23 protein-coding genes and 1 pseudogene are annotated in these 25053 nt (G+C 42.2%); 7 read left to right on the top strand and 17 right to left on the bottom strand.

The features are described 5' to 3' along the window. A partial coding sequence (locus tag A1019T_RS08795) for a transposase (RefSeq protein ID WP_143514098.1) occupies positions 1-355 on the top strand: 355 nt, incomplete at its 5' end. Between the two features lie 198 nt (positions 356-553). Here the strand turns inward: A1019T_RS08795 and fur are convergent. After that, positions 554-991 (bottom strand): ferric iron uptake transcriptional regulator, encoded by a 438-nt coding sequence (gene fur / locus A1019T_RS08790; RefSeq protein ID WP_077451322.1) that lies wholly within the window; start codon positions 989-991, stop codon positions 554-556. A gap of 304 nt (positions 992-1295) precedes the next feature. Here fur and A1019T_RS08785 point away from each other — a divergent pair, with 304 nt between their 5' ends. Further along, complete coding sequence (locus tag A1019T_RS08785; RefSeq protein WP_077451321.1) at positions 1296-1670, top strand: outer membrane protein assembly factor BamE; 375 nt, start codon at positions 1296-1298, stop codon at positions 1668-1670. Positions 1671-1835: 165 nt separating this feature from the next. On the opposite strand, the gene A1019T_RS08780 is transcribed toward A1019T_RS08785, so the two are convergent. The 4 genes from A1019T_RS08780 to A1019T_RS08765 form a co-directional block, all read right to left on the bottom strand. Further along, a complete protein-coding gene (locus tag A1019T_RS08780; RefSeq protein WP_077451320.1) occupies positions 1836-2195 on the bottom strand; it encodes an RnfH family protein in 360 nt (119 codons plus the stop codon). Next, positions 2192-3301 (bottom strand): hypothetical protein, encoded by a 1110-nt coding sequence (locus A1019T_RS08775; protein WP_244156600.1) that lies wholly within the window; start codon positions 3299-3301, stop codon positions 2192-2194. Before A1019T_RS08775 ends, A1019T_RS08780 begins: the two co-directional genes overlap by 4 nt. A 297-nt stretch (positions 3302-3598) precedes the next feature. Further along, entirely contained in the window at positions 3599-4264 is a 666-nt protein-coding gene (locus A1019T_RS08770) for a c-type cytochrome (RefSeq protein WP_077451318.1), read from the bottom strand. 342 nt (positions 4265-4606) lie between these two features. After that, positions 4607-4915, bottom strand: coding sequence for a c-type cytochrome (locus A1019T_RS08765; RefSeq protein WP_077451317.1), 309 nt, complete (start codon positions 4913-4915; stop codon positions 4607-4609). 753 nt (positions 4916-5668) lie between these two features. On the opposite strand from A1019T_RS08765, the gene yihA reads away from it, so the two are divergent. The 3 genes from yihA (at position 5669) to lspA (ending at position 10072) form a co-directional block, all read left to right on the top strand. Continuing rightward, positions 5669-6373 carry a ribosome biogenesis GTP-binding protein YihA/YsxC gene (gene yihA, locus A1019T_RS08760; RefSeq protein WP_077451316.1) on the top strand — a complete coding sequence of 235 codons (705 nt, stop codon included), beginning with the start codon at positions 5669-5671 and terminating at the stop codon, positions 6371-6373. Positions 6374-6606: 233 nt separating this feature from the next. Then, a complete protein-coding gene (gene ileS / locus A1019T_RS08755) occupies positions 6607-9447 on the top strand; it encodes an isoleucine--tRNA ligase (protein WP_077451315.1) in 2841 nt (946 codons plus the stop codon). After that, positions 9440-10072 (top strand): signal peptidase II, encoded by a 633-nt coding sequence (lspA, locus tag A1019T_RS08750; RefSeq protein ID WP_077451314.1) that lies wholly within the window; start codon positions 9440-9442, stop codon positions 10070-10072. The genes ileS and lspA overlap by 8 nt, the downstream gene beginning before the upstream one ends. 84 nt (positions 10073-10156) lie before the next feature. Here lspA and A1019T_RS08745 read toward each other — a convergent pair whose 3' ends face one another. Further along, positions 10157-10564 carry a DUF1294 domain-containing protein gene (locus A1019T_RS08745; RefSeq protein ID WP_167366854.1) on the bottom strand — a complete coding sequence of 136 codons (408 nt, stop codon included), beginning with the start codon at positions 10562-10564 and terminating at the stop codon, positions 10157-10159. A gap of 276 nt (positions 10565-10840) precedes the next feature. Here A1019T_RS08745 and A1019T_RS08740 point away from each other — a divergent pair, with 276 nt between their 5' ends. Next, positions 10841-12529, top strand: coding sequence for an FAD-dependent oxidoreductase (locus tag A1019T_RS08740; protein WP_077451312.1), 1689 nt, complete (start codon positions 10841-10843; stop codon positions 12527-12529). 73 nt (positions 12530-12602) lie between these two features. Here A1019T_RS08740 and A1019T_RS08735 read toward each other — a convergent pair whose 3' ends face one another. Then, on the bottom strand, positions 12603-13292 hold the full coding sequence (locus A1019T_RS08735) for an LOG family protein (RefSeq protein ID WP_077451311.1): 690 nt from the start codon (positions 13290-13292) through the stop codon (positions 12603-12605). Between the two features lie 303 nt (positions 13293-13595). After that, complete coding sequence (locus A1019T_RS08730; RefSeq protein ID WP_077451310.1) at positions 13596-14291, bottom strand: putative quorum-sensing-regulated virulence factor; 696 nt, start codon at positions 14289-14291, stop codon at positions 13596-13598. 316 nt (positions 14292-14607) lie between these two features. On the opposite strand from A1019T_RS08730, the gene A1019T_RS08725 reads away from it, so the two are divergent. After that, the gene (locus tag A1019T_RS08725) at positions 14608-15606 is read left to right on the top strand and encodes a DUF1853 family protein (RefSeq protein WP_077451323.1); all 999 of its coding nucleotides are present in this window, start codon (positions 14608-14610) and stop codon (positions 15604-15606) included. A gap of 167 nt (positions 15607-15773) precedes the next feature. On the opposite strand, the gene bamB is transcribed toward A1019T_RS08725, so the two are convergent. The 9 genes and pseudogenes from bamB to A1019T_RS13225 form a co-directional block, all read right to left on the bottom strand. Further along, positions 15774-16970, bottom strand: a complete 1197-nt coding sequence (gene bamB, locus A1019T_RS08720) for an outer membrane protein assembly factor BamB (RefSeq protein WP_077451309.1) — start codon at positions 16968-16970, stop codon at positions 15774-15776. A 211-nt stretch (positions 16971-17181) separates the two neighbouring features. After that, a complete protein-coding gene (locus A1019T_RS08715; protein ID WP_077451308.1) occupies positions 17182-18009 on the bottom strand; it encodes a YfgM family protein in 828 nt (275 codons plus the stop codon). A gap of 78 nt (positions 18010-18087) precedes the next feature. Continuing rightward, complete coding sequence (gene hisS, locus A1019T_RS08710) at positions 18088-19398, bottom strand: histidine--tRNA ligase (protein ID WP_077451307.1); 1311 nt, start codon at positions 19396-19398, stop codon at positions 18088-18090. 77 nt (positions 19399-19475) lie between these two features. Next, a complete protein-coding gene (gene ispG, locus A1019T_RS08705; RefSeq protein ID WP_077451306.1) occupies positions 19476-20600 on the bottom strand; it encodes a flavodoxin-dependent (E)-4-hydroxy-3-methylbut-2-enyl-diphosphate synthase in 1125 nt (374 codons plus the stop codon). 140 nt (positions 20601-20740) lie between these two features. Beyond that, on the bottom strand, positions 20741-21595 hold the full coding sequence (locus A1019T_RS08700; RefSeq protein ID WP_077451305.1) for a helix-turn-helix domain-containing protein: 855 nt from the start codon (positions 21593-21595) through the stop codon (positions 20741-20743). A 137-nt stretch (positions 21596-21732) separates the two neighbouring features. Then, positions 21733-22515, bottom strand: coding sequence for a tetratricopeptide repeat protein (locus tag A1019T_RS08695; protein WP_077451304.1), 783 nt, complete (start codon positions 22513-22515; stop codon positions 21733-21735). A 140-nt stretch (positions 22516-22655) separates the two neighbouring features. Next, a complete protein-coding gene (gene rlmN, locus A1019T_RS08690; protein WP_095532591.1) occupies positions 22656-23834 on the bottom strand; it encodes a dual-specificity RNA methyltransferase RlmN in 1179 nt (392 codons plus the stop codon). A 382-nt stretch (positions 23835-24216) separates the two neighbouring features. After that, on the bottom strand, positions 24217-24648 hold the full coding sequence (gene ndk, locus A1019T_RS08685; protein WP_028859069.1) for a nucleoside-diphosphate kinase: 432 nt from the start codon (positions 24646-24648) through the stop codon (positions 24217-24219). A gap of 309 nt (positions 24649-24957) precedes the next feature. After that, positions 24958-25053: pseudogene (locus A1019T_RS13225) on the bottom strand (RNA-guided endonuclease TnpB family protein); the annotation flags it as partial.

Here is a 25053-nt window from a genome sequence, read left to right as displayed (position 1 = left end):
ACAGGGCCTAGCAAATGATGTATTCGGTAAACTGTTTGGTGATCGAGGGTATGTCAGTCAAGATTTAAAAGATAAACTCTTTAATGACTTCAATATCGATTTTATAACCAAGCTTCGAAGGAGTATGAAACAGCAGATTCTTAAACCTATTGATGAGGCGTTACTTAACGGACGCTCTTTAATTGAAACTGTCTTTGATGAGCTTAAAAACCTGTGTCAGATTGAACACTCAAGGCATCGAAGCTTCACAGGGTTCGCTGCTAATCTTTTAGCAGGACTCATTGCTTACTGTTGGTTTCCCTTTAAGCCGACACTCAAAAACGTGTCCGCTTATGGACAGGTCGCAAAAAACTAAGCTGTTTCAATGATTTAGGCAAGCTCTTATCCCGAACTCAGGTTAGTTAAGCTAACCCTTAAAAAATAACCCTACCCCTTTAGAGCCCAAAATTACCCACAAAAAAACCCGTCTAAAACGGGTTTTGTAATAATAATTAACTCAGCTTATAGTCTTTCTGCCATTAGAGTCATGCTAACAAAACTGTCAATTTCCTTGTTATGGCTTTTTGGCTGAATCTTGGCACTCTTCATTTTCACATAAACCATATAGCACTAAAGAATGGCCAGATAATCTAAACCCATGCTCTTCAGCTACTTTTAGCTGCTCTTGCTCAATGATTGGGTTATGAAATTCAATAATTTTTCCACACACATCACAGACCATATGATCATGGTGCTCATCTTGGGTAATCTCAAAGACAGATAAGTTGTTTTCAAAATTATGACGCTCAACAATGCCGGCTTGTTCAAACTGGGTTAGCACTCGATACACTGTGGCTAAGCCCACATCCTCTCCTTGCTCTATTAAAGCCTTATAGACCTCTTCAGCACTCATATGGTGGTCTTCAGCACTCTCTAATAGCTCAAGGATTTTGATACGAGGCAAAGTAATTTTCAAACCCGCTTTACGTAACTCTTGATTGATGATTTTCATTGTAATCCTTATAACTTTATAATTTATGAGTGGAACCCGTGTTAAACTACTAAATAATATAAAATTTAGTTAAATACTCTCGTAAGTGGTAGGCAATTGCAAGTAATTGACGTATCATTTATGAAAATCAGTTGAGCCTAGCTTAGACTAAATTCGTGGAATAGCCCATCACTTTAACTGGGTTATCTTACCAAAACTTTATTATCAGTTTATAATTACCAGAACTTTGGTAGTTTTCATAACTGTCTAAATCCTTAGAGGCTTACTCTAAAGGCTACATTAGGTAATTCTAAAACGTGAAATTATGAATATATTAAAAAAATTACTTTATCCTATTGCTATTACCGCCACGCTTACCCTATCAGCTTGTTCTATTTTTGGCGTCTACACCATTGATTTACCTCAAGGGACTCCAATCACTCAAGCTCAAGCACAGCAAATTCAGCCTGGTATGAGCAAAAACCAAGTACTGTATCTGCTAGGTAGTCCAGCCATGCGTGACACCCTAGCGCCTAACCGTTGGGATTATATTTACGACTATGCGCCAGGAACTTATGGAAAAAGAGAAGGCAAAGAAGTAATTACTAATGCCAGTCAGCATCTGATCATTTATTTTGATGAGTCGGAAACTGTGGTCAATGTAGAAGGCATTGAGAGCCTTCCTGCTAGCAGTAAATAACTACTATTGTATTAGTAAGTAACTTGTATTAGTAATTAAACCGTTAGTCAGTTTCTAGCCTCTCACGTTTAATAAATAGTCTTTTGACTGCAATAAGATAACCCCCGCTCCCTCTAAAAGCAATTGAAGGGTACTTCCGAGGGTTATCTTAGCTTATATATACAGCTACCCTTCCTTAACAGCTCGCTTTTTGCGTTTACGCATCGGGTCGATAGTCAACGGCCGATAAATCTCTATACGATCATGAGCTTGTAATACATAGCTTAATAGCTTCTTCTGGGAAAACACTCCCACAGCCCAACTCTTATTATTGATTTGCTCATTTTGAGCATGCTCATCACACCACTGCTGTAAGCCAGGGTATTGCTCCAACCATCCTGACTGCTGCAAGGCTTGTAATAAAGTCGTGCCTTGAGCCACCGTCATCTCTAAATACAGACTTTCTGTGGCTGATGGGGCATAGGCTAAGCTTATAGGTAAGCCCGCCTGAGTTTTCTCCAGAACATTGAGTGTGCTTGTAATCATGACAATATCCAACCTGCCACAGCCACAATAATCAGTAAAGGCACTAAGATACGAATGGCCACGCGCCAAAGGTTATAAACTCCCTCTGAACTGAAGTTTAATGATTTGCGCATGTGGCTAATTTTCATTTGCCAACCTGAGAAAATAGCCAATACTAATGCACTTACAACACTAACAACAACCAACAGCACAGCCAAAGATTGAGGGGTAGCAATAACCACCAATAATATAGTTAATACCATACTAATGGCAGTGGCAATCCAGATACCAAATCTTTGGAATATGTTGGCAATTTGCGCACTGGCATAATGCATAAAAAATGCTGAAGCCGCTAATACTCCAAAGGCATATACGATCGTAGTAATGGGAGCAAAGCTTCCCGTGGTAAATATTAAAGCCACGCTACCAATGACCAACTGCGTCAACCAAATAGGCAGTACCGTTTTTGTCGCAATCTCACGGGTATTACGCCCAATCTCTGCACTGTGATTAGGGTCACGGCTGACCAATGGATTGTTAAACCAGAATAAACCGGTTCCCACTCCCACACTCACTAACGCCAGTGTTACCGCTCTTGCCCACTCCCCTAAGCTAGGCTCAGTCATGATAAGACTGATTGAGGATATATTAGTGACTGCTGCCATCACAAAGGCTATAGCAATCAATACCAAAGAGGCCACTAAGGTGCTGCCGCCCAATAAGCTCAGCATCGCAGCGATAATCACCATAATTACGCCCAAGGCATAATCAGGCACCTGCAGTGATAAACCTAGCTCTTGGGTAGCCTGTAATAGATTGGCACTAACCGCATCAATACTTAATCCAGCAACCACCAAGGACAGCAGTACCGTGAGCCACACAAAGCTGCGCCAGATCGTACTGGTATCTGCCTCTCTAGTAAGCTCTTGAATGCCTTTAGCAGGTATTTTTTGGCTACGATGTGCCAGTCCAATCTCTGCATATAATAGAGGCAGACCGACGACCACCATCGCCAATAGCCACATTAGCCAGAAATCCAGTTGGCCAACAGGCGTAGGAATAAACCATCTAAATAAAAGTAGAGGCAGTAAGGCAGCAATAAATAGTGAGGCAAAACGATTTTGCATGCTGATATCCATGGGTTGAAATTATAGTTTAGGTTTAGGTTAAAGTTATAGGTAATGACAATCTAACTGATTTTGAACAGCCAAATCAAATGTATTCGCGTATCCACAACGCTTATTTAAAATATTGGGTTAAATTATAAACTTTAAACACCTACCCTAGATTTAAAGCCACTAATAAACAAAAACCCCGAAGAACGGGGTTTTTGTTTATTAAATCTCTTTAGCTACTTTAACTAAGGTAGCTTTATTAGCTTTTATCCAATAAGATTCAGCCGATAAAGTTACCTAGCCGTTAAATTAGTGAACGGCACTAACAAACTGCGATAAAATTTTGATGTCACGGTCGCTAAGTCTCGCAGCAACCACTTGCATCATCCCTTTCTCACCTTCTTTGGCAGCATCGTTAATACGTTTTTGATCCTTAGCTACATCATCTTCACGGCCTGCAGCACGGAACATTTTTAATTGTAGACCAATGTATTCAGCATGCTGACCACCAATACGTGGGAAGGCAGCATAAGCGTTACCTGCGCCTTTAGGATCATGACACCCTGCACAGCCAATAACACCACGCTTTTTATCGCCCCCCAAGAACAACTTGCCTGCTTCTTCAGCAGTGGCTGGGTTACCTGCGAAAGCGCCCCATGGTTTTTGTTCTGAGTAATAACCAGCAACGTTTGCTAGATCTTGTTCGTTTAGAGTAGCGATCTGACCTTGCATGATACCGTTAATACGATATCCTGTTTTAAAATCTCTCAATTGTTTGAAAATATAGCGAACATTTTGACCGCCAAGGTTAGGCTGAGTAGGGACAACACTAGTCCCTGTCATGCCGTGACAGGCAGCACAGTTCTCTTCAACAATTTTTTGACCGGCTGCAGCATCATATTTAGGCACAGTGATAACTGCACTGGCGCTGATACTGGCAACACATAGGCTGGTGGCAACGAGCAATTTTTTCATTGTAGTCTAATCCTACTAAATCTTTCAGGCGGTAGCTAAGCAACTATAACTTTAACTCTGAAATGATGATACCCAAACCTTAACTATAAGGTATCCCTTAACCCAAATATAGGGGCAAGCTATCAGTGCATGGTTCAGTTATAACTACTCACAGAGAATAATTAATGCCATTATTATATCAATAGTTTTGTAAAAATAGCTACCTATCCGTGACATATTAGTCAATACGTAGCAATAAGTCTTACTTAATCTGACTTATAAAGACAAAAAGCCCTGATTTAATCAGGGCTTTGCGACATAACGATGTAGGTAAAAGTAGTAATATTGACTCCAAATCAAATCTTACTTAGACATATATTCAATCAATTCAGCATAGTCTTTGCTGGTTTTACAGTCGCCGCATAAGCCACCAGCAGGCATCTGTTTACCACCAGCTCTCACTGACTCAACCAAAGCGGGCATGCCTTTTTCAGATTTGAGTTTTTGCCAATACTGGGTGTCCCCTTTTTGAGGGGCTTTAAAGGCCCCACTAGAGTGACAGGTAGCACAGCTCGTCTCATAACGTTTGGCAACATCGGCATTACCCAAGATGGGAATACTACTTAGCATTAGGGTAGCAACCACAGGTAATAGCACTTTATTAAACTTCATTAATACTCTCCTTACCTTCGTCGCTTCTTAACACCACATGATGAAATGCGTGTGAAAAGACTTAAGCATTAAGGGCTCTGTATGAGCCGTAAATATAACGAGGTGTCGTACAATTAATAAAAATAGGTTAACTTATAATAAAAAATAGCTTGGCACTTTTTGGGCGACTGACTTTATTGGTAATGATATTATTTGTAATAAGATGGAATGTGATCGATAGCTAACAGCCACTACTTTCCTTAATTTCAGTATACACCCATTCACCTAATTACTATTATGAAGGCATTTATCTCTATTTCAATGCCAATATGCCTAGTTTTTTGTAAATGCCGTTTTGTTAAAAGAGTTAAGGTATAAATTTAAAACATTTAAACAGCAATAAACTATCTATCATTTAGATTAATAAATTCTAATCAATGCGGTTTTGAACTTCTACCCCTTTAATAGACCGTCTTGATGAATAGTAATGCACCCTTTTTACTTTACCATTTCACACTGAAACACAAAGCTTCACTCACGCCATTATCTTTCACAAGCAAGACTGGTTATAATGGGAAGAAATGACAGGCATCTATTTAACGTTACTTTTATCCTTATCCTAAGTGTGCCTATTTCGTGCCCTACTATTTATTTATAAAAGCACTTTTTATGAGGGTGTTTTTTATGAAACTATTTTCATAAAAAGTAACTTTATTATTGACCTAATAGCCTAGCCGTCAAATCTATTTTATACCGTTTAAACTTGAGACCCTTATGGCTAATGCACCAAAGACCAAAAAGACCAAAGCACCACAATATGTTGCTCCAGAATCTGCAGCAGACTTATCCCATTTATCGCCTCGCCAACGCTTGGAGCAAACTGAATTCTTGATGTCAGCCCCTACCTTTAAGCTATGCCCAGCTGATACGGGTTATGAGGTGGCTTTCGCAGGACGCTCTAACGCAGGTAAATCCTCTGCTATTAACGTATTAACTAATCAGCGTCAGCTGGCGCGTTCCTCAAAGACACCAGGCCGAACTCAAATGATCAACTTCTTCTCTATTGGTAATGAAGAAGCCCGTTTGGTGGATTTACCTGGCTATGGTTATGCCGCTGTTCCTGAAAAGATGAAACTGGTTTGGCAAAAAGAGCTGGAAGAGTATTTGGTATCGCGTGAAAGCTTAGCAGGCTTAGTGCTGTTAATGGACAGTCGCCACCCACTTAAGTTCTTCGATGAGCAGATGCTACACTGGGCCAAAGATGGTGAGTTACCGGTGCATGTGCTGTTGACCAAATCCGATAAGTTTAAATATGGTCCAGCTAAAAATATTTTACTGCAAACCAAACGTGAATTAGAAAAGCTTGATTTGCCTTTTTCTATTCAACTGTTCTCCTCATTAAAAAAAGAAGGGGTAGACGAATTAGCAGAAGTTATGGGACGCTGGTTAAGAATTGATGGCCAATCTACTGCTGAATAGCTGCTAACTGTGGTAGCTATTTCCCTCTAAGGAAGCTTTTATTTTATAATGAGAATATTGTGCTTTACTTTATAGCTATTTTTTGTAAGTCTTAAATATTTTATAAATTGCTAGACTTACTTTAGCCTCATTACTATTTAATTTTATTCCTTGTTATTTTTTTAGTATCGCAGCATTTTATCTAGTTTTTAAACTTTCATTTTTGTTTTAACTTAACATATAAGACGGCTTCTATGACTGATTCGACTAACTCAACTCCAGATTACAAAGATACGTTAAACCTTGCCGATACCGCGTTTCCAATGCGAGGCAACCTAGCTCAACGTGAGCCAGATTGGTTGAAAGCTTGGGAAGCAGATGATGTGTATGGCAAAATTCGTGAAGCCAAAGCAGGACGTGAAAAATATATCTTGCATGATGGCCCTCCATACGCCAACGGTCAAATTCACTTAGGTCATGCGGTAAACAAAGTTCTAAAAGACATTATTGTTAAATCAAAAACGTTGTCAGGCTACGATGCTCCTTATGTGCCTGGTTGGGACTGTCATGGTCTGCCTATTGAACAGAAGGTAGAAGCCAAAGTAGGTAAAGTTGGTCAAAAGGTTTCAGCGACTGAGTTTCGTGGTTTATGCCGCGAATACGCACGTAGCCAAGTTGACTTACAAATGGCTGACTTTAAACGTCTTGGGGTGTTTGGGGATTGGGACAATCCTTATCTAACCATGAACTTCCAACAAGAAGCCAATATCGTACGTGCTCTAGGTAAAATCTATGCCAATGGGTATGTCACTCGTGGCATGAAGCCGGTTAATTGGTGTCTAGATTGTGGCTCTTCACTGGCCGAAGCTGAAGTAGAGTACGAGGACAAAACCTCAGACGCTATCTACGTAGCTTTCGATCTGGTTGATCCTTCACAAATCTTACCTGAAGGCAATACTGAAAAAACAGCAGCAGTTATCTGGACCACAACCCCTTGGACCTTGCCAGCCAACCAAGCCATCGCTGTTAGTGCAGACTTTGAATATAGCGTTGTCAAAACCAGCAAAGGCAATCTGCTGCTAGCGACTGATTTAGTAGAAGATGCTCTACAGGCGCTTGGGTTAGAAAACGAAGGCGTTATCACTACCCTACCTGGTGATAAGCTTGAATTGGTCAAAGCCCAGCACCCATTAATCGAATCACGCCAAGTGCCTATTATTTTGGGCGAGCACGTGACCACTGAAAGCGGTACGGGTTTAGTCCACACCGCCCCTGCTCATGGTGCAGATGACTATGTGGTAAGCTTACGTTATGACTTACCTGTGACTAACCCAGTGGGCGGTAATGGGGTCTATTTAGAGACGGCTGAAGTATTTATTGGGGAACACATTTACAAAGCTCAGCCAAAAATTATTGAGACTTTGAATGACAGTGGCCATCTATTAAAGCATTACAAAATGGAGCACAGCTATCCGCATTGCTGGCGTCATAAGTCTCCCATTATCTTCCGAGCTACTCCGCAGTGGTTTATCCGCATGGATCACAAAGTTACTGAAGGCGGTAACACTTTAAGACAGCAAACCATGCAGGATATCCCTAATGTCATTTGGACACCTGCTTGGGGCCAAAACCGTATCGAAGCTATGGTTGCTGGCCGTCCAGACTGGTGTATCTCTCGCCAGCGTACTTGGGGCGTGCCCATTCCTTTCTTTACCCATAAAGACACCGATGAGTTGCACCCCAATACCTTAGAGTTGATGGAAGACATCGCTCAAGTTATCGAAAAAGGCGGGGTAGAAGCTTGGTTTGACGCTTCAGCTGAAGACTTCATTGGCGAAGATGCCAAAGAGTATGTGAAATCAACCGATACCTTAGATGTTTGGTTTGACTCAGGTACCACCCACTTTGCGGTGCTTGAGCAAGACGAAAACCAGACCAACCCTGCAGATATGTACTTAGAAGGCTCAGACCAACACCGCGGTTGGTTCCAGACCTCATTACTCACCTCTGAAGCTATGTATGGTAGAGCACCCTACAAACAAGTATTAACCCATGGATTCGTGGTTGATGAGAACGGCCGTAAGATGAGTAAGTCATTGGGCAACATCATCAACCCACAAGATGAAATTAATAAAACCGGCGCCGATATGCTGCGCATGTGGATTGCTTCAAGCGATTATCGCTATGAGATGAATGCGGGTAAACAAGCGTTTAAGGGTGCGACAGATATGTATCGCCGTATCCGTAACACGGTACGCTTCTTATTAGCCAACACCGATGACTTCAAGCCAGAAACCGACAGTTTGGCCATGGATGAGCTGGTGAGCTTAGATAAATACATCATGCTACGCGCCCAGAAAGTACAGCAATCAATCATTGCGGCTTATGATGCGATGGACTTCCACCAAGTCACCCAGCAAGTAACGGCTTTTTGTTCTCAAGACTTGGGTGGCTTCTACTTAGACATCATTAAAGACCGTCAATACACCACCATGGCAGAGGGCAAGCCTCGTCGCTCAGCACAGACAGCAATGTACCATATTGCTCATGCCTTACTACGCTGGATAGCCCCCATCTTAAGCTTTACTGCTCAAGAAGCTTGGGAAGCGCTGCTAAAAGAGTCGGCTACTGGTGCGAACGCTTATGTCTTCACTCAAGACTGGTACGAACTACCTGGCTTTAGTATGGACAAAATCAGTGAGGCAGATTGGACGGTTATTTTAGAAGCCAAGGATGCCATTAACAAAGTTATTGAGCATGCTCGTGAGCAGAAACAAATCAATGCCAACTTATCAGCAGCAGTGGCTATCTATGCTGATGGTGAGATTTACGATAGCTTAGCGAAGCTTGAAGATGAGCTGCGCTTTGTATTAATCACCAGTTCAGCAAGCTTAAATAAACTGAGTGACTCACAATTAGGCAGTGCCACTGAGTTAGACAATCTTCGCGTTGAAGTGACTTCTGCTGAAGGTACTAAATGTATCCGCTGTTGGCACGTACGTGATGATGTGGGCTCAGATCCTAAGCACCCACAGATTTGTACCCGCTGTGTGAGCAATATCGAAGGCTCAGGTGAGGTTCGTCATTATGCCTAATACTGCAGGCAATAACCCTGGCAACAACTTAAACAATGGCTCGAATAACTTGGCTGACAAGACCGTTGCTCCTGCTTATGCCACCGCGTCGCCTAGTTTAACTAAGCGGCCTAAGCTTACGCCTAATAGACAGCAGGCTTTATTATGGTATGTGCTCTCTTTAGTAGTGATTGGGCTGGATCAATGGACTAAATGGTTGGCTGAGCTAAAGCTTAACTTCCATGAGCCAGTGGCGGTTATTGAGCCTATTCTAAATTGGACCTTGGCCTATAACTATGGCGCTGCTTTTAGCTTTTTAGCAGACCAAGGCGGTTGGCAAAAGTGGTTCTTTGCTGGCCTGTCATTAGCGATGTCTTTGTTTTTAGTGTGGTACCTTACTCGAGCTCCGCGTCAAGCCAAACTGCTAAATGTTGGTTTGGCTTTAATCCTAGGCGGTGCTATTGGTAATTTAATTGACCGAGTACGCATTGGTAAAGTCATTGACTTCATTCATGTGCATTATGCCGATGTGTGGCACTACCCTATTTTCAACGTAGCTGATATTGCTATTTGTGTTGGGGTAGCCATTGTGGTGATTGATATGCTGTTTTTGGAAGGCAAACGTAACGCGAAATACCAAGCTTAAGCTAGATATATTTTCAATAGCAAATTTTTAAAATAAGCAAAGCCCGTCATTCACGGGCTTTGTTTTGTCTATGGCTCTCGGCACTTAAAACTGGGATAAGTCGCCTCCCGAAATAAGATACAGCAGCGTCGCTAGATTCACTAGAACTGTCAGGTAATATGCCAATCTAAACTCTGATTTTTTGGTTTTATGACGCAGATAGTTTTGAGCCATCATGGCACCCACCCAGCCTCCAAGTATACTAAGCAAGTGTAAAGTGGCCTCGGGCGTACGCCACTTCGCCTGCTGAGCAGCGTGCTTATCCTTGGCATAAACCAAATAGGTAACTGCCCCTATTAATGCATACCAACCTACGATACTCCAACTAAGGTTACCCATAGCAGCAATTAATACTAGAACCGCATAAAAGCCCACGGCTAGCATAAGCTGTTGCTTCTGTTTTTGCTGAAAATCAACTGGTTTGTTGGATCTTCTTAGGGGACTTTTTTTCATGATACTCTCTTAAAAATAGCTTTGATTTTTATACTTTATTTTATGCTTGGTTTTACAACAGACTTTATAACTGTCTTTACAAGCCTAAACTTAAAAGTGCTTGCATAATCCACTCATCATCACCATTTACAGTATAAAGCTTATAGTATAAAGCCCAGGTAAACTTTACGATGCTACAACCTTGACACAACAGTGATTTTTACCAAAATTTGCTACTGTAATTAAGTATCAAATTAACACAAACCTCTATTAAGTATAACTATTGATTTTAATATAATGACTAAAAAAACTGATAATAACAGTAAACAAAATCTGAACCACTTACTGGCAACCAGACCGTTGTCTAGAGGAGAACGTTTGAAAGTAGGTATTATAGGCGGCGGTGTTGCAGGGTCAACCATTGCCATTCGTTTAGCGGCTTTAGGCATTGAAACTTATTTATTTGAAGTTAAAGCCAGCTTAATCGATGGTCCCCCTATGTGTCACCTTCATGCGGGCGGTAATTTATATCGTGAAATACCTGACGAGGACTGCGTAGAGCTATTGAAACAGTCGATAGACATGCTACGCATGTATCCACACAGTATCGACGTTAGACCCACCGTGATTGCCATCCCTAAGCGAGATGAAGGTAACCCTGAAGACTTATTGCCTCGTCTGCAGTTACTTACTCGTGAATATAAAGCCATGATTGCAGCTGACCCTGCCAATAAGGTATTGGGAGAAGCTGAGAACTACTATCACTTCTATGATAAACAACAGGTACAGGCATTACTTGATGCCAATGATTCAGACCCCTCTTTATTTCCTGAAGATCAAATTCCTCAAAACCTAGATCACTGGGTAGTCAATGCAGCGAAGCAATTAGACTTAGACAAACTTAAATTTCCTATCGTTGCCGTGCAAGAATATGGGTGGAATATTTTCCGTCTGGCGGCCTCTGCTCAGATTGCTCTAGGTTTTTATCCTAATGCTCACTTACTACTTAATACCCAAGTTATTGATGTCACCGAAGCGAATGATACCGATGATGTGACAAATGCTGACGCCAATATTAGCAATAATAGAGATAGTAATAGTAAAGCTACGGGACCAAAATGGGTGATCAATTACCAGCAATCAGTGACGCCTGAGCAAGCCGAAACTAAGACTATTACTGTGGACTACTTAATTAATGCTTGTGGCTTTAAAACAGGCATTATTGATAACATGATTGGTGTTCCTGTGCAGCGTATGGTTGAATTTAAAGCCTCCTATGTGACGCATTGGAACCGTGCACCAAAAGCGTCCTCTGCCTCTGTTAATCAAGACTTGATCCACCCTTCAATTAGGTTGCCGGAGATTATTATCCATGGTAAAAGAGGAACGCCTCAAGGTATGGTCCAGCTTACCCCTTACCCTGACGGCTATTATCAAATCCACAGTATGAACAAAGCCGTCACTTTGTTCAAAGATGGTTTGGTGGCGACCAAAGATGACGACGCCCAGCCCGAGCTTAAACCAAAATATTTAGATTATATTGAAGAGGGCTGGAATCCAGCCACTTTGCATGAACGCAGTCAAAGAGCCATTGATGAGGTGAGTGAGTTTGTGCCCAACTTTGCGACTGCAACCCCCACAAAAAATGCCCTATATGGCGGCCAGCAGATACCTGGAGACAATGACACCTTACGGGTTGCAGATGTCAGTCTTTATCCTGAGCTGAATTATGCTCGTGCTGAGAATGTAAAGGCTTCCTCAGCATTAGAGGCCTCTGACGATATTGTGGCACTGCTTGAATCACAACAATTCATTGAATCAACAGCGCAACAAAACGCGACTCGCCAGCATCATAAATGGAGTTACTTGAGTAAAAGTAGCAAGCAGGATGTGGATGAGTTGGCACGGCAACTTGCCACTGAACGTGCCTTTCCGGCACCCATGTCAGGGGTCGTTACCCCATTGGATCAACACCAGGCTATTTAATTGAATAGAAAAAGAGCTGCCTTTAAATAAGACAGCTCTTTTTGGTTGCAAAGAATACTAATCCAGCATTCCTTTAAATTTTATGCGTGGCCACTGGATCATCGATATGCACCAGTTTATCAAGCAAAGCTACCGCTGACTCAATATCATCACACACCACCAATCTCTCAATATCTTCTTGCTTCATAAAGCCCTCTGCTGCAGTGTGCTTTAAGTGCTCAATCAAAGGATCGTAGAAGCCATTAATGTTTAGAATAACCATGGGTTTTTCGTGTTGATAAAGTTGACGCCAAGTGGCGATCTCCATGATTTCTTCTAAGGTACCTAAGCCTCCAGGTAAAGTAATAAAGGCATCTGCATACTCTGCCATAATTGCTTTACGAGTATGCATGGTATCGGTTAGGTGCAGACGGGTTAAGCCTTCATGAGCAATCTCATGGTCTAACATAAAGGTAGGAATTACCCCTACTGCGTGGGCACCACCTGATATAACGGTATCGGCCACGGCTCCCATAAGCCCAATACTGGCACCACCATAGACCAAACCCATGTCATTTTTTGCCAAAGCCTCACCCAACTCTCTAGCTGCCGCTTCGTAAACTGGATTATTACCCATACGTGAGCCACAATAAACGGCGACCAAGGGTTGCTTGATAGTGGACTTGTCTACCACGTCACTCACATGCTCAACATCTTTACTGGTAATGGTTGTACGAACTGTTTGTGCTGCTGAGTTGGTCTCAGCTTGTAACTTTTGAGTCATAAATAAATATCACCTTGAACTATTAGAAAGTTATAACTAGGTTGTGAAAACACAATGTTGTTATCATAACATAGTCAACAGCCTCAAACCTTTTCGCTATGTTCGTTTTGGTTTAAAAACGATACCTTAATCTATCGAGTTTTATAATCCTATTTATAGGGGAATCACAGTGATTAGGCCTACCCATAATGACAATAACCCACCCATCACTTTAACCCTCATTACCGAGCGCAACTGGCCTTTGATTGCCAGCTTATATTTACTGCAAAAGTTTGGGCTGAGCCACATTGCGCATATAAATCGCTACTTTGATGGCTCTGACTCATTGGTTACACGTTGTTGTAATGCTGAATATAGTGAAGGCGTCAAATTAGGGATATTGGCTAACATCCATTTAACATAAGGCATAGGTAGCTGATCAATGCTCTGACCTTTATATTTACCAAAAGGCATTTTTTTGACAGGCTTAGCGCTGTTGGAGATTCTGTGCGCAGTGGCAAAATCGGTAGGGTCAAAATTTAAGCGCTCACAGCAGGCTTTATACAATAAATAGCACATCCTAGCATCACCAAGCGCATCATGGGCTGCTGCTGTCATATAGGCCGCTTGTTCTTTACCAACCAATTGTTCGATGCACTTGGACTGAGAGTATCGATGCCACTCAGGAAAAGCAGCTCTAGCCAGTCTCACCGTACATATCAGCTTAACTTTGGGACGACCAATAACCCCCCAATCAAAACGTACATTATGACCGATGAGATAATCGCCTAGCTCAAATCTAGCCAAATCAAAAGCTTCAAGCCCTGCCACATCGGCGTCGGTGATGCCATGGATTTTAGTTACGAAAGGTGAAATAGAACGCCCACTATTAAAATAGGACATCCACTCATGACCTGTGGATACCTCAATAGTGGCCACTTGAATTGGCCTAGGATCTCGGCCTTGGTCAGTCTCTGTGTCAATAACTAACGCGGTGGGAGTATCTAAATTATTTGGCATCGGTTCTTTAAATTTTATTTCTTTGAGTTAGGATTTTTTGCCTATTAGGGTTTGGTCTCAAGTTTATGATTATTTAAGCTTATAACTATTCATTTGAGATTATAACCATTAAGTATACCGCCAGAAGACCAGCTAGATGTCAGACTAAAGTTAAGCTAAGTTTGTTTTAAGTTGCAATCTCAGTCTTTAAGTTTCATTCCAGCCTTTAAGGCTTCTACTGTTGCTATACTTACAGGCTATAAACGATATACTTGTAGGCTATACCTCTTCGTTGACCTACTATCACCAATCCACAAACTATATTTTTGAATATCCTATGCCCCTTGATAAGTCGCAACCTTGGCTACAATACAAGCGCCCGTTTGTCCGAGACTTGGCCTTCGCCCTTGCCTGTCCTGATGCTTTGAAACAATGGATATCTGCTGATCCCAACTTGATATCACAGCAGATATTTGTGCATGAGCCCCAGTTTTGGCTGACCCAATATCAAAATTATGCCTCGCGTTTAGAACAATTGGATAATAGCGCTGCTTATCAAGACCTGACTCGATATCTAATGTCACGCCCCAGTCCTTACCGTCTAGGCTTTCACTTTGAAGGGCTGATTCACTTTTGGCTAGAAGATGGCTTCCAGTTAGAAGTACACCCTTATGAAGTGGTCGCTCACAACGTACAGCTATACAGTGGCATGCAAACCACCGGTGAGTTAGACTTTATTCTGAAAAATCATGAAACCGATGAAATTGAACATTGGGAATTGGCCATAAAGTTTTATCTAGGCTCAGCGCCCTATGATAGATTCGAGAATTGGGTGGGTATTAACGCTCGTGACACCCTGCAACGCAAATTAATGCATATGCAAACCAAACCTTTTCGAAGTATCTGGATCGATTTGGATTTTTATAACCAAATAAAAATTGATAAACGCTATATGGTAATGAAAGGTAGGTTCTTTAAAGACAGCAACAGTAATGAGCCTAGCCCTGGCTGGCTAAACGATACTTTTCCCATCCATAGTTGGCACCACATTGACAGTCATAGCGACTTTGAGGCCTTACAGATGCCTGAGTTACGCCCAGCACATTATATTGAATGGCTCACCCATCGGCCTTTTTATGATGCTAAGTTTTTGACCCAAAGCCACGTTACCAACTTAGACCCCCACTTAGATAAGGACGAGCTGCGTCGACGTCGCTACCGTCTATCGCAGTGGCCTTATGTGCCACTTGAGCTTAAGGACATCGATACCAACTTATATTTTAATCAAGGTGAACCTGTGGTGTTGGTTCGCGATAGATCAGATAGCGCAAAATAATTTCTGGTGATTAATATCCTTTAACACTTACAAAAAAAAGAAGCCCAATAACTTAGGCTTCTTTTTTATATTTTAGTCTTTTCTAATGCGTTTTTTTGGTCTAGTTTTTTATTATCTAGCAACTATTAATCTAGAGCAAGTAATCTAGATTAATTAGCCTAAAATAATTAACGCGCTAAACGCCACACACTTACTTGACCTGATTTAGTCTGGGTCAGTAAGTAACCCCCTTGAGAGGTCAGTTTGACAATAGGCCCTTTGGTTTGGGTACGGCTAACAATACGACCATCTTGGGGTGATAAGAAGTGGACTACCCCCTCTAAATCACCGATAGCAATGTAGTTACCAATAAGTTCAGGATTACTTAACTCACGATAAGCCAAAGCTTCGTTTTCCCATAATGGCTCACCTGTACGACGATCAAAGGCTTTCACTATACCGTCTAGGGTGGTGGTGATTACTGCGGTATCGGTAACCGCCAAACTGTTTTTACTGGCCGCTTCTTGTAAGAAAGTAATCTGACCACTGGCCAAATCTGCAGACATTAACTGACCACTATAACTAACGGCCAATAGCTGACCACGATCCACAGTGGGAGTACCATCAACATCTGTCATGCGTTGGATTTCACTGGCACCAGAAGGAATACCCACGCGGCGGTTCCATTTAGGAATACCCGACTCGATTTCAACTGCATGCAGACGACCATCGGCGCCGCCCATAAGCGCAGTTTGATTGTCTAATAAAGTGGGCTTAGCGCTACCACGGACACTAATGCTTGGGGTTTGAGTTGCAAACTGCCAAATAGACTGACCCGACTGTAATGACAACCCATGCATAATCCCATCATTGGCAGACAGTATTACACGGTTATTATGGATTAAGGCAGGCGCCAGGACGGTACCACTTATCTTATTTTCCCATTTAACTTGACCGTTATTAGTATCAAGTGCAACCACTCGGGCAGACTTGGTGGTTACCACAGCAGTCTGACTGATGCTGTCAAAAGCAACCGCCCCTACGATGTCCTCTTTTAAGTCAACGCTCCACAGGGTCTGACCATTTAGACCATAACTTTGGACTTTACCTGCCCCTGAAGCCACAACCAGTTGTTTGCCATCAAAGCCTACTTCAAAACGGTTAACATCCGCCAGTTTCGAGCGGTCACTAATTGAGGTCTGAAATACTGGTTCAACCACATTGATAGCTTGTTCAAGCTGAACTAATTTAGTCGGCTTATGCTCTTCAGGTTTAATGGTTTTTCCACAAGCAGCAACCAAGGCAATGGAAGCACACAGAACAGTAATCTTTGAGGCTTTAGCGATAAGGCTTGCTGGTGTAGATAGCGGTTTATTGTTATACATAGTTGAATCAGCTCAATCAGGTTAAAAATCATAGTGCCGAAAAAAGCTTGTGAGCCTTCTTGGAACTAATCTTATGGTTGTGTATGTTATAACAAATTCGGTTATAAACAAAAAGTCAAAAGGCTATTTATTGTAATTACTTATTGTAACTTAGCTTGGCTCGTAGGTCGCAATCATAAAGTAGCTGCTACCTAAATAGCAGCTTGTCACCTTATTGCGCTGCATCTTCAGAAGCAGCTGCTTCCATTTCAGCGATAGCCGCTTCTAGCTCAGGATTAATCTCATTACTTCCTTCCAATTGGGCTTGCTGCATAGCTTCAACGTCTACAACTTGCTCAGCAGGTTCAATAGGCTTAGGACTTATTCCTAAGTTTTCAAGCTTCAAGCGCAAGAAAGGACGTTCTTCATGACGCTTAGACAATAAGCTCCATGCATTTTCATAAGCACGTACCGCTTTCTCGTTGTCTTTTTTGGCCAAATAAATATCACCTAACAGCTCTTGCTGACTGGCTTCAAAAGCAACAGGTACATCAATAGAAGCTTGAGTTAAAGCAGCGTCTACATCACCACTGGCCAATAGCACTGTGGCATAACGAAGCTGGGTAATAGAATGCAGACCTGCGTCCTTTAAATCAATCTTTAACGCCTTTTTCAAAGCCGCTAAAGCGGTCTTCATATCATTGGCATCCACCGCATTACGCGACTTAATCATAAGCGCTTGCCACGCATAAACGGTATTACCATGTTCTGCTACTAAAGCATCGATATCAGAATTTAGCTTTTTGCTGGCTTCGGCATTGCCCTCTGGTTGACCCAATAGCTCATCATTGGCCGCTTCAATGGCCGCATATTTATCTGCGGCTACCGTGTCAGCTTTCATACCTGAGTTTTGCAGGTAGTTCCAACCAAAATAGCCTATTAGCGCCAGTAATATAGCACCAATGATATAGCCAGAAGCCTGCTTGAGCTTCTCCATTGACTGGGGTTCACCATTGGGATTATTCATTTGTGGTGAATTAGAAGAGGGAATCTTGGCCATAAATCTACCTAAAAAGTTAATTACCGAATATGCAACAAAAATGTATTGCCAATTGCTTAATCTAAGATAAGTTTTGAATTATAAACTAAAGTTTTCAGAACTGTGTAGCCATAACTTATCTTGGCTTACTTGCTCCCCAGTTTCCATCGTCTTGATACTGATGCTACCGTTTTCTATTTCGTCTTGCGCTAAGATAACCGTTATTTTAGCCCCTGACTTATCGGCTTTTTTCATTTGTGCCTTCATACTGTTGGCACTAGACATCTTAATGCGTAAATCTTGACGGGCTTCGCGCAATGATTGGGCATATAGCAATCCTTCAGCGTATAAGTCAGGGTGAACCACCACAAATACATCGCAAGATGCAAACTCAGGCATTGGATTGACCGCTTGTACCAATAGCAACAGTCTTTCAAGGCCCATGGCAAAACCTACCGCCGGATCTGACTTAACCGCTTTGGCTTTATCTGCCGACTTACCAATAGATTTTAACTGGCCAATCAAGCCATCATAACGACCGCCAGCACAAACTGTAGCTTGTGAGCCCAACTTATCTGTCACCCACTCAAAGACCGTTTTGTTATAGTAATCCAAGCCACGTACCAATTTTGGATTGACCACGTAATCGATACCGAGCGCTGTTAAGTAGGTTTTTAACTGCTCAAAGTGGGCTTTACTGTCTTCACCCAAGTAGTCGGCCAGCTTAGGGGCATTTTCTAAAATCGCTTGAGTCTCTTTATCTTTACTGTCTAAGATACGCAGTGGATTGGTAGTTAGACGGCGCTGACTGTCTTCATCTAGTAAGTCTTTTTTGTTATTTAAAAACTCGACTAAAGCCGCACGATAAGCCAAACGCTCATCTAGCTCACCTAAGCTATTAATTTCTAAAGTTAGCTCATGGTCAATGCCAAGACGCTGCCACATCGTGTATGTCATCGCAATCAGCTCAGCTTCCACATCAGCAAGCTCGCTACCAAAAGCCTCTACGCCTAGCTGATGGAACTGGCGATAACGGCCTTTTTGCGGCTGCTCATAACGGAACATAGGTCCTATATACCACAGCTTAGGGCTATCACCACGCAGTAAATTATGCTCAATAACTGCTCGCACCGCCCCTGCTGTGCCTTCAGGACGAAGGGTGATGGGTGTCGGTGGGTCAGACTTATCGGTGAAACTAAACATCTCTTTTTCGACGATGTCTGTTGCATCACCAATGGCACGGGCAAATAACTGAGTTTCTTCCACAATAGGCAGACGAATTTCATCATAGCCAAATTGATCTAGAACATTCTTTAACAGGCTCTCTAAGTAGCGCCATTCACTGCTGGGTTGGCTGCTAGAAGTAGCCACGTGCAAAATGTCATTAAAACCTTTAATTGACTTAATCATACTATTTGCCTAAATACTTTTTATTCAGCTTAATCTATAAGAAGTTGGAAAACTAAGACAGTTGTTACGTTAACAAACTACTTGCTGCCATCCACACGTAAAATCTCGTTGGCCGCTTGTTGCTCTGCCTGAGCCACACGCTCTCTGACCATTTTTTCGATATTATCTACCACAGTATTGGTGTCGATTAAGTGGCTCTTCTCACCTTGTAAATACACCAATGAATTAGGAGACGCCCCTACCACACCAATGTCGGCTTCTTTGGCTTCACCTGGGCCATTCACCTTACAACCAATTACCGAAACATCCATCGGAACTCGCACATCTTCCAAACGAGCTTCTAGCTCATTCATCACTCGAATCACATCAAACTCTTGGCGAGAGCAGCTGGGACAGGCAATAAAGTTAATGCCATTGGCACGAATACCCAGTGACTTTAAGATATCAAAGCCAATTTTGATCTCATCTTCAGGCTCAGCGGCTAATGAGATACGAATGGTATCGCCAATGCCGTCTAATAATAAACCGCCCAAAGCAATCGCAGACTTAACGGTACCAGTACGATACACCCCGGCTTCGGTTACCCCTAAGTGCAGCGGATTATCGATTTGCTGCGACAGCAGGCGATAAGCATCTAAAGTCAAAAACACATTGCTGGCTTTCACTGATACTTTGTATTGATCAAAATTCAAGCGATCTAAAATATCGATATGGCGCATGGCAGATTCCACCATAGCCTCGCCAGTTGGCTCTGTATATTTGCGCTGAATCTCTTTTTCTAAAGAGCCTGCGTTAACCCCAATTCGAATAGGAATATCGTAATCACGGGCACAGGCAACCACTTCTCGAACCTTGGCATCGTTGCCAATGTTACCGGGGTTAATACGTAGACAGTCTGCCCCTGCAGCCGCAACTGCTAAGGCAATCTTATAGTCAAAATGGACATCTGCAATTAACGGAATATTGACTCGTTTTTTGATTTCTGCAAAAGCAGCAACGGTATCCATAGTAGGCGTTGAAATACGCATCATATCAGCGCCAGCTTCAACACAGCGTTGTATCTGAGCGACCGTAGCCTCCACATCACAGGTATCGGTGTTGGTCATACTTTGGACACTGATTGGAGCATCACCACCGACTGCCACATCACCGACATAGATTTTTTTGGTTTGACGACGTTTAATTGGAGAGGGAGTAGACATAAGATTTCTCAGTTGACTGAAAATTTATAGAATGATTATCTAATCGTGTAGGGCTTAGCTAACTTCTTAGCTGACTTAAAGCAACATAACTAAGCCCATAATTTTGAATGGATAAAGTAGAAAACGAAATCAATTAGCTATTAAGGGGCTAAGCTAAAGTTGGCCTGGTTATTCTGGGCAAACTCATTTAGCTTAATCGACTCCCCATTAAGATTCAAAGTCACGTTAGACACATTGCCAATTTGTACGTTAAATGGCGCTTTGCCAGATAGCTTATAGTTGCCAGCAGCCTGCTCGCCTGTCAATAAGGTTTTGCCTGTGGCATCAACCACCGTTAACGGCGTGGTGTCTGTAACGCGAAAGTCTAAAGTAGCCTCTTGGGCATTGGCAGCATCAAGATTTAAGGCTGAGCCTGAGCTCTGTAAATCATCACCGCCACTTACCACAGTAGAGGTCACTGCAGCCCCCGCTGACTGCTCACTGTCAGATAAGTCATCTATCACAGCAGTGTCTTGTGTTTCAACCTGTGAGGCATCCTTAGCGTTTGAAATAGTACGAATTAAAAATACCGCCAAAATAATCAGACCAATTAAGCCCAGTACCAAAAGTGGATTAATACGAATAGAGCGTCGACCTTCTCGCTGCAAAGTACCCATGGGCTTTAATGGAGATTCGATATCATCGACGCTTTTCTTTTTTAACTCGTCAGGATAATTACGATTGAAGCTCTCTGCAATCTCATCTGGATCTAGCCCAACATACTTAGCATAGTTAATCACGAAACCTCGGGCAAAAGCCGCTTGTGGCAAAGATCTAAAATCTTCTGCTTCAATGGCTTCAAGATGGCGACGTAGGATAAACAACTCAGCCGCCACATCGTCTAAAGTTAGGTCTTTACTGATACGGGCTTGTTTAAGTCGATTACCAAACGAGCCGAGATTCTGATTTGATGTATCTAATGTGGGGGTCAACGGGTCTTTTCTATCGATTTCCATGATGCCTCTGGGTTACGAATCCAAATTTTTAGCTTTTTGGCTTCTTCACTATGCGGTAAGTCAGCTAAAGCTGTCGCGAATTATGTCTATGCATGAATAACTTAATTTATGCTTAATTATATTATATTTAGGTCAAGCTAAAGACTCAACTTAGCCCCTTGTTGCTGTATTCTAGGATGGATTATGTCCTGCTCTGCTACTAGAGCCAACATCTCAGCATATAGAATTTTAGCTTGTTGCCATTGATTGCTCAAAATCAATAAATCTACCAGCTCTAAGTGCGCCAAGAAATTATTACGATCTCGCTCTAAGATTCTAACAAAAGTGTCAGTAGCAAGCTCATAATTATCCACTTTCAAAGCGGTAACGCCTAAGTTTTCTAAGGCTTTTATCCGGCCTTCATAGCCTAAAGCGGCTCCAGCTATTTCAAATTGAGTCAGGGCTTCCTCATATCGGCCCAACTGCGCCAGATAAACCCCGTAATTATTGCGCGCTTTCATCAACTGTGGCTGCAATATTAAAGCTTTTTGAAAGTAGCTTTCCGCCTTAGTGATATTTAATGGGCTGCCTTCTGTTTGCAGCAAAATTCCCATCATATCATAAGCAGGGGCATAAGTTTCATTGGCCGCTAACGCTCTTTCTAGCTGGCGCTTGGCATTATCTAACTGATTATGCTGTAAATATTGAGCCGCCATTTGAGTTCTAATATAGGCAATCTCATTGGCTTGTCCACTAGAATATAAGGGACTGGCCGCATGCTGCGCATCTGGATAGGTCACCGACTGACAACCTAGCATAACTCCTGTGGTCGCCATCACTATAGCAAGACGCTTGTAAGTCCTAGCCAAGCCAAAACTTCGGGATAATGTCAGCCAACTTATACGCTCAGTAGTCAAATAGTTCTGAGCAATGCTTGTCATTTTTATCCCTAAATAGATTTTGTTTGGCTAAATATAGCACCACCTGCAGGCTATTGTAACGGCCTAACCCAGTTTGTGCACCTAAAACCTCTAAATTTTTTGTCCTAAGCTATCCTCTATTGCTAGCAACAATAGCAATTCTAATTTGATTCTTGCTCAGCCTGACGAGACTTAATACTTTGTTGCCACTTAGCAGAGCGGCGGGTTCTATCTGCTACCTGTCCTACTAACTGACCACAAGCAGCATCGATATCATCGCCACGGGTTTGACGAATGGTACAAACAAAGCCGGCATTATTTAGAATATTGCTAAAGGCATGGATACGGTTATTACTCGAGCGATCATAAGGCGCATGCGGAAACGGGTTAAACGGAATTAAATTAATCTTGCTAGGCAACCCTTCGAGCAATGCTACCAACTGATGAGCATGCTCGTCACTGTCATTGACCCCTGCCAGCATCACATACTCAATGGTAACGTGCTTTTTATGACGGGGGTTATTGTCATGAACATAAGCTTTAGCCGCAGCAATCAGCTCACTCAACGGATATTTTTTATTAATAGGCACCAACTCATTACGTAGCTCGTCATTGGGCGCATGTAATGAAATGGCTAAGGCCACATCTATGTCTTTATACAAGTCATACATTCTTGGCACAACGCCAGAGGTAGATAGAGTCACTCGACGTTTAGACAGTCCATAAGCATGGTCAGACAGCATAAGGCTCATCGCAGACACTACTGGCTTATAGTTTAGTAATGGCTCGCCCATGCCCATCATCACTACGTTTGTGACATTATTTTGCCACTTCGAGCTGTCCACGCCTTCCATATAAGAGGCATTGGCCACCCATAGTTGCCCGATAATTTCAGCAGGCGTCAGATCACGCTCAAAACCTTGCTTACCGGTACTACAAAAGCTACAGTCCAAAGCGCAGCCCACTTGAGATGAGATACATAAAGTTTTACGGCCATTAACCTTACTGTCATCAGCAGGAATTAATACTGTTTCTACCAAAGAGCCACCGGCAACTTTGAATACCCACTTGCGAGTCCCATCTTCACTAAACTCTCTGTGCACCACTTCTGGGGCCTCGACACAAGCCTGCTCACTCAACTTCTCACGTAGACCCTTAGATAAGTTGGTCATTTGTTCAAAGTCAGTTACCCCATGCTGATAGATCCATTTCATCACCTGAGTGGCTCGAAACGGCTTTTCGCCTATCTGCTTGAAGTACTCCCCTAACTGCTCCTGACTCATACCAAGGATATTGGTTTTAGTCTGAGTATCTTGCTTGGGATTAAATGTGGCTGGCATGCTGTCAGCAGGCTGCATTGGAATTTTGGTCATGAGGACTAACTACCCTAATAGGATATGTGGGTTTGATAGATACGATCACAGTAGAGCGTAAAGATAGCTTTTTTAATTATTCAAGCTAAAGGCATATAAAGCTAAGCAGTTTGATGTATAAATATAAAATAGTTATCTATAAAAAGACTGCTTAATAGTATGTGGCTATTATAACTGATATTTTCAACTCAAATGAGTTTTGTCAGTGTCAGCATCTTAACAAGCCTTCAAAAGCTTGGCTGTGAATTTATAATGAAAAACGGCTAAGCCTCAGGCCTAGCCGTTTAGTTTATAGCCTTAGTTTTTATTTATCTAAAACTGGCTAAAACTTAAACTCTAAAAGCTTAAATTAACGAGTACGGTCTAATACTTCATCTTCGTTAAAGAAATAAGCGATTTCACGTTTTGCTGATTCAGCTGAATCTGAACCGTGTACTGCGTTTTCATCAATGCTTGAAGCGAAGTCTTTACGGATAGTACCTTCTGCAGCTTCAGCTGGGTTAGTAGCGCCCATAATTTCACGATGCTTAGCAATAGCGTTTTCGCCTTCTAGCACTGATACCACTACAGGACCTGAAGTCATGAATGAAACTAGGTCATTGTAGAAAGGACGCTCTTTATGTTCAGCGTAGAATCCACCTGCTTTTTCATCATCAAGATGAAGCATTTTAGCACCAACAATTTTCAGACCTGCTTCTTCAAAACGGCTGTAGATAGCGCCAATGTGGTTGCCGCCTACTGCGTCAGGCTTGATGATAGATAAAGTACGTTCGATAGCCATGTTAAGCTCCTCAAGGTTCATTAATAAAATAAAGATATATTTTTATAGGGTATGAAGACCCGCTTTCTAAATTAAGAAGCTGCCTTCAAACTGCGCTTATTATAACCACTCATCCGCTAAATAACAGAAAAAATCGAAATCTATCGCAAAATAGCAACATTCTGATACCAACTCTTAAGTATTGCTGAGAGTTAGAGGTCACATATCATTAAATTAAGTAGCTAAAGATAAAAATACTATAGCTCAAAGTTCAGATTAAAACTGCACTCTGTACCGCTGCTGTCTATGTGTTTTGACTTCCTCCCCTCGCTAAACCGAGGGGATTCCTACAGCTAGACGGTCAAGCCCGACCGCAAGGATGTTCTTAGCAGCATTGATATCTCTATCATGCCATGTGCCACACTC

This window comes from Psychrobacter piechaudii (assembly GCF_900162825.1).
GTDB classification, from domain to species: domain Bacteria; phylum Pseudomonadota; class Gammaproteobacteria; order Pseudomonadales; family Moraxellaceae; genus Psychrobacter; species Psychrobacter piechaudii.
Note: the sequence above shows the minus strand (reverse complement) of the source record. Positions and strands in the feature narration are given on the sequence as shown.